We start from the raw sequence: 5,586 nt of genomic DNA, 5'->3' as shown, positions 1-5,586 counted from the left end.
CAGCCCCCCCACCCCCCAGCGAAGGGGGGGGGGGGAGAAAAACCCCCCCCCCCCCCCCCCCCCCCCCCCCCCCCCCCCCCCCCCACGTCCCCCCCCCCCCCCCCCCCCCCCCCCCCCCCCACCGCCCAAGCCCGGCTGGGCAGGCGGTTGAGTTCCCTGTGTCGCCGCCGCCCAGCCGTTCCAAGCCACTCCTGGCCGACACCTCGGGTCAGGAGCTGGGGTTGAGTGTGTTCCCACGCCGGAGATCGGGCGGATTTGTCAGAGATGACCTCCGGCGCGGGACACCGACGGCTCGTGCACCTCACCACGAGCCGTCCCCCCGGACGGCCCGCTCCGCTGTGTGACCGCCGCGCCTGGGCGGTCACACAGCGGAGCTGTTTGTGCGTCCGGTCAGGTTGAGCGCCATCCGGCGGAGCACAGCGACCGTTGCGGCGTACTCCTCGGGCTCGACCTGGTCACCCGAGGAACGGCAGACCTTCGCGGACCTCCTGACCCGCTTCGTGTCCGCCCTCTGATGCGGCAAACCCGCAGGTCACAGCGTTTCAGGTCCGCTTCTGGTCCGCTCGGTCCGCGGTGAGGTCCGGCTCCTGGTCACACCGGCAGGTCCGCTGCGCGGTCCGGCTCCCGGTCGCGCCGGTAGACCGCGAACGGCGCATCCCGCTGGACCCCATCGACGCCCTCGACCAGCCCCTCGGCGCGGATCTCCCCGGCGTACGTCATCCCCAGCCGTTCCATCACCGCCCGCGACGCCCGGTTGTGCCGCTCGGTGTACGCGATCACCGTCTGCGCCTGCAGCGCCCCGAACGCGAACTCCAGCCCCGCCGCCCCGATCTCCGTCGCGTACCCCCGCCCGCGCGCCGACTCCACCAACGCCCACCCCACCTCGAGCCGGTCAGCCGCCCACGCGTCCCCGACCAGCGCCGCGATCTGCCCGGTCACCGACGACCGAGCCCCCATCCGCGACAACCCACCCCGCCCGACCAACCGCCCGCTCCCCGCCGCGCCGCCATCCGCCACGTCCCCGCTACCACCCGCCGAGCCCGAACCGTCCCGCTCGTACGCCATCCACTTGTTCACCCCGTCGCGCTCCCAAGCAGCGCGCACCTGCCGCTCCCGCTCGACCGCCCCCTCCGCCGTCAGCGTCTCCGCGTACCACTCGGCCACCACCGGATCCGCGTGCAGCCGTACCAGGTCCTCCGCATGTCCGCCCAGGACCTCCGCCGGCCCGCCGACCGGCACCAGCCGCAGCCGCTCGGTCATCCGCATCCGTACGACGTGCGCCACGATGTCCCGCAGCCGCTCGCCGCCGTCGGTGCGCCCGACCATCAACAGCCCGACATCCTCCGCCCCCACCCACGCGCCCGCGTCGTGCTTGCCCTCCTCCAGCCGAGGCGCCGACAGATCCCCGTCGACCTCGACGAGGTAGTCGAGCTCCCGCCGTACCCGCCCCTCGTACTCCCACTCCCAGTCGGCGACCACCGCGAGCACCGACCGCACCGCCCACCCGGTCTCCTCGAGCACCTCCCGGGCCAGCGCCTCCTCCGGCGTCTCCCCGGCCTCGAGATGCCCACCCACGATGTCCCAGATCCCCGGGAACAACCGCCGCTCCAGCGTCCGCCGCTGCACGTACACCCGCTGCCGGGAATCACGGATCAACGCCCCGACACAGTCCACCTCACGCATCCCCCCAACCTAGATCAGCACCCTGCCCTAGCCGCGCGGCTGCTCCTGCACCCGGTTCGGCATGAACACGACCGCCACGATCAGCAGCACCGCGGCCAGCGCCGCGCCGTAGTACACGTCGTGAATCGCCGGCGCGAGCACCTCGCCCGGCAGATGCTCCAAGTCTTCGTGGCTGTCGCCGAGCCGCGACGCGACGACGCTGTTCGCCACCGCCCCGAAGATCGCGACCCCGACCGCACTCCCGACCGATCGAGCGAACATGTTCGCGCCGGTCACCACCCCGCGACTCCGCCAGTCGACCGAGGACTGCGCCGCCACCACCGCCGGCGAAGCCGAGAAGCCCAGCCCGACCCCGATCACGAAACAAGCCAGCGCCAGGTAGAGCACCGAGCTCGAAGCCGAGACCGTCAGCAGCAGCGCCGACCCGACGACCACGATCACCGACCCCATCAGCATCGTCGTCCGGAAGCCCACCCGCAGGTAGATCCGCCCAGCCACCGAAGCGGCGATCGGCCACCCGAGCGTCATCGCCGCCAGCGCGAACCCGGCGACCAGCGCACTCGTCCCCAGCACGCCCTGCGCGTACAGCGGCACGTACGTCGACAGCCCCACCATCAGTACGCCGATCAGCAGCGCCGACGAGTTGGCCGAGTTCAGCACCCGGTGCCCGAGCACCCACAGCGGCAGCACCGGCTCCGGCGCCTTCCGCTCGACCAGCACGAACGCGATCAGCAGCACCACCGACACGGCCAGGATCACGATGCTCGCGACCGAGTCCCAGTCCCACATCACGCCGCCCTCGAGCAGCCCGAGCAGCAGCAGCGAGCCGCCGACGGCGAGCAGGATGGTGCCCCAGTAGTCGATCTTCGGCTTCGCCGTACCGCGGACGACGTTCTCCTGGAACCGCCGGACCAGCACCCAGGCAGCGGCCAGCCCGAGCGGGATGTTCACGAAGAAGATCCACCGCCAGGAGATGTAGTCCGCGAACACGCCACCGAGGGCCGGCCCGACGAACGACGAGATGCCCCAGACGCTCGCGATGTAGCCCTGCACCCGGGCCCGCTCGGCGACCGAGTAGATGTCGCCGATGATCGTCATCCCGATCGGCTGGATCGCGCCCGCGCCGAGGCCCTGGACCAGCCGGAACGCGATCAGCGCCGGCATCGACCAGGCGAACCCGCACAGGATCGACCCGAGCACGAACAGCCCGACGCCGAGCAGTATGATCGGTTTGCGCCCGCGCAGGTCGGCGAGCTTGCCGTAGATCGGCACCGAGATCGCCTGGGCCAGGAGGTAGATCGAGAACAGCCAGGGGAACTGCGTGAAGCCGCCCAGATCCTCGACCACCGCCGGTACGGCGGTCGCGAGGATGGTCGCGTCGATGGCGACCAGCCCGACGCTGAGCATCACCGACAACAGGATGGGACCGCGTTCGGACCTCAGGCCGACGGCGGCCCGGTCGGTTTGCTCAGTAGTCATGTCAGACAAGAACTCTAACTGAGTGATCAACAATTCCGTCGGGAAACCGTCTGCCGATACGCTCCGTGGGTGAGGATGCGCGCTGTGCTGAGGGTTGCCCTCGTCGTGGTCACGCTGTCGCTCACCCTGGTGCTGCTGCCGATCGCGATCAACGTCGGCACCGGCGGCACCGCGCCCGCCTTCCTGGAGCCGTACGTCGGCTGGACGTGGCCCGTGATCGGCGTGCTCTGGCTGGTCGCGATCGGCACCGGTGTCTGGGAGCTGCGCAGCCGCCGGACCGGCACGTTCTCGATCCGCTCGGCCGACCAGCCGCGGAACCGCCCGAACGCCTTGGCCCGCGTCGACCGTTACCTCGCCGAGCGCTTCGCCGGCTCGCTCGCGCAGTACACGCGGCTGGCGCTCGACCTCGACGAGAGCCCGGACGCCGTCGTCCGCCCGTACGACCTGCTGGTCCAGCCGCTCAACGCGACGACGCACGAGGTCCGCGAGAACGCCGACATCGCGAAGGCGTTCGACGACCTGCAGGACTCGGTCCTGATCCTCGGCGCTCCCGGCGCCGGCAAGACCACGCTGCTGCTCGACCTGGCCCGCACGCTCGCCGCCAAGGCCCACCAGGACCCGAGCCAGCCGATCCCGGTGCTGGTCGACCTGTCCGGCTGGACCGGCGCGATCACCACCCGGCGCGAGGACGACGACCCCGGCGACAGCCCGCTGCTGGCCGGCTTCGTCCGCTGGCTGCTCCGCGACCTCCACGCCCGCTACCAGATCCCCGCCGCCGTCGGCCGGGCCTGGCTCCGCAGAGGTGGGCTGGCCCTGTTGCTGGATGGTGTGGACGAGATCGCCCTGCAGCACCGGGTCAAGCTCGCTCCTGCGCTCGAGGAGCTCCAGCAGCGGTACCTGGTCGGCCAGCTCGCCGTCACCTGCCGCATCCACGACTACGCCAACCTGCCGCAGCCGCTGAAGCTGTACGGCGCAGTCCGCATCCGCCCGCTGACCCGCCACCAGGTGCTCGACTACTTCACCTCCGTCGGCGCTGAGCTGGCCGGCGCCCGGGCCGCGCTGGAGCAGGACGACGACCTGTGGGACCTGATCACCTCGCCGCTGATGCTCAACGTGATGGCACTCGCCTACCAGGGCCGCGACGCCCAGGAGGTCGCCGGAGGCGCAGTGGCCGACCATCGCCGCGACCTGTTCGACACGTTCCTCTCCGAGGTGCTCTCCCGCCCCCGCCCGGCCAGCCGCCAGTACGACTCCCGTACGGCGCTCCGCTCGCTCTGGTGCCTGGCCTGGTGGACCCGCTCCCGAGCGGGCGACCGCACCGCCGTCCCGCGCTGGCTCACCCCCAACGGCTGGTACGGCCTGTCGCTCCCGTCAATCGGCTACCTGGTCCACCGGATCTGCCTGCCCGCCCTGTTCGCCGGACTGGTCGGTGGAGCAGCCCTGGCGATCACCGCCCTGTACGGCGTACTGGCGGGCGTAGCCGTCGGAGCAACCAGCCTGCTGCTCGTCCACATCCGCCCCCGACCGTGGCAGCCGCTCCGCAAGAGCCCCGGCCAGCCCAGCCGCCTGGTCGCCGCAGCCATGACCGCCATCGGCGCCGTCGCCGGCTTCGCCTCGTCCCTCGCCGGCGCCTCGATCTTCGCCGCGCTTCCACGCTGGCTCGCCGTCCTCCTGCTCGCCGCGGCCGTCGCCGCGTCGTACGCGGTCGAACTGATCGTCTCCGAAGGCCCGAAACGCCGCCTGCTCCTCGTCGGCCGCCTCGCCATCGTCACCACCGGCTCGACCCTGGCCCTCACCCAACTCGACCACCCCGACGCCTTCCTCGCCTCCGCGGCCGTCGGCCTGATCGTTGCCCAAGGCATCCGACTGGTGAAGGCCCTCCCCATGGACCACCTGGTCCGCCAGTACGACGACGCCCGCGACCTGATGGACCTCTGGGTCGTAGCCGGCCTGGCCGCCGCCGTAACCGCAGCCCTGGCCCTCGGCGCCGACCCCACCTGGACCCACCTGGAAGCCATCCTCGGCGTGGTCGCCGGGGTGGTCGCCGCCAAAGCCTGGCGCCGCCGCCCACCCCTCTTCGCCGGCCCAACCTCCCGCCTGCTCCACGGCCTACTCCTCCGCTGGACCGGCTACCTCCCCTGGCGCCGCCGAGCCTTCCTCCAGTACGCCGCCGACCGCTACATCCTCACCCGCACCGGCCGCGGCGAGTACGCCTTCATCCACCTCCTGGTCCGCGACCACCTCGCCGAGTGCGACCCCGACCGCCTGGCCACCAAGGTCGACCAACGCGCCGCAGGCCGCCGCCGACAAACAACAGACTAAAAGAGGAAAAGAGGAAAAGAGGAAAAGAGGAAAAGAGGAAAAGAGGAAAAGAGGAAAAGAGGAAAAGAGGAAAAGAGGAAAAGAGGAAAAGAGGAAAAGAGG

General features: G+C 71.2%; 3 protein-coding genes. 1 reads left to right on the top strand and 2 read right to left on the bottom strand.

The window, feature by feature from the left end; translation table 11 throughout:
* Positions 1 to 591: 591 nt before the first annotated feature.
* Positions 592 to 1,683, bottom strand: coding sequence for a GNAT family N-acetyltransferase (locus ACZ6Z4_RS26920; protein WP_465569759.1), 1,092 nt, complete (start codon positions 1,681 to 1,683; stop codon positions 592 to 594).
* Positions 1,684 to 1,710: 27 nt separating this feature from the next.
* A complete protein-coding gene (locus ACZ6Z4_RS26915) occupies positions 1,711 to 3,162 on the bottom strand; it encodes an MDR family MFS transporter (protein ID WP_465569756.1) in 1,452 nt (483 codons plus the stop codon).
* A 75-nt stretch (positions 3,163 to 3,237) separates the two neighbouring features.
* Here ACZ6Z4_RS26915 and ACZ6Z4_RS26910 point away from each other — a divergent pair, with 75 nt between their 5' ends.
* Positions 3,238 to 5,484, top strand: coding sequence for an NACHT domain-containing protein (locus tag ACZ6Z4_RS26910; protein ID WP_465570199.1), 2,247 nt, complete (start codon positions 3,238 to 3,240; stop codon positions 5,482 to 5,484).
* The last annotated feature ends 102 nt before the right edge of the window (positions 5,485 to 5,586 follow it).

The sequence above is a fragment of the Kribbella sp. NPDC104740 genome (assembly GCF_055583505.1).
Note: the sequence above shows the minus strand (reverse complement) of the source record. Positions and strands in the feature narration are given on the sequence as shown.

Bases quoted from the DNA above. Each gene is read 5' to 3' on its own strand.
- ACZ6Z4_RS26910 (WP_465570199.1), top strand. From the start codon at position 3,238: ATGCGCGCTGTGCTGAGGGTTGCCCTCGTCGTGGTCACGCTGTCGCTC.
- ACZ6Z4_RS26915 (WP_465569756.1), bottom strand. From the start codon at position 3,162: ATGACTACTGAGCAAACCGACCGGGCCGCCGTCGGCCTGAGGTCCGAA.
- ACZ6Z4_RS26920 (WP_465569759.1), bottom strand. From the start codon at position 1,683: ATGCGTGAGGTGGACTGTGTCGGGGCGTTGATCCGTGATTCCCGGCAG.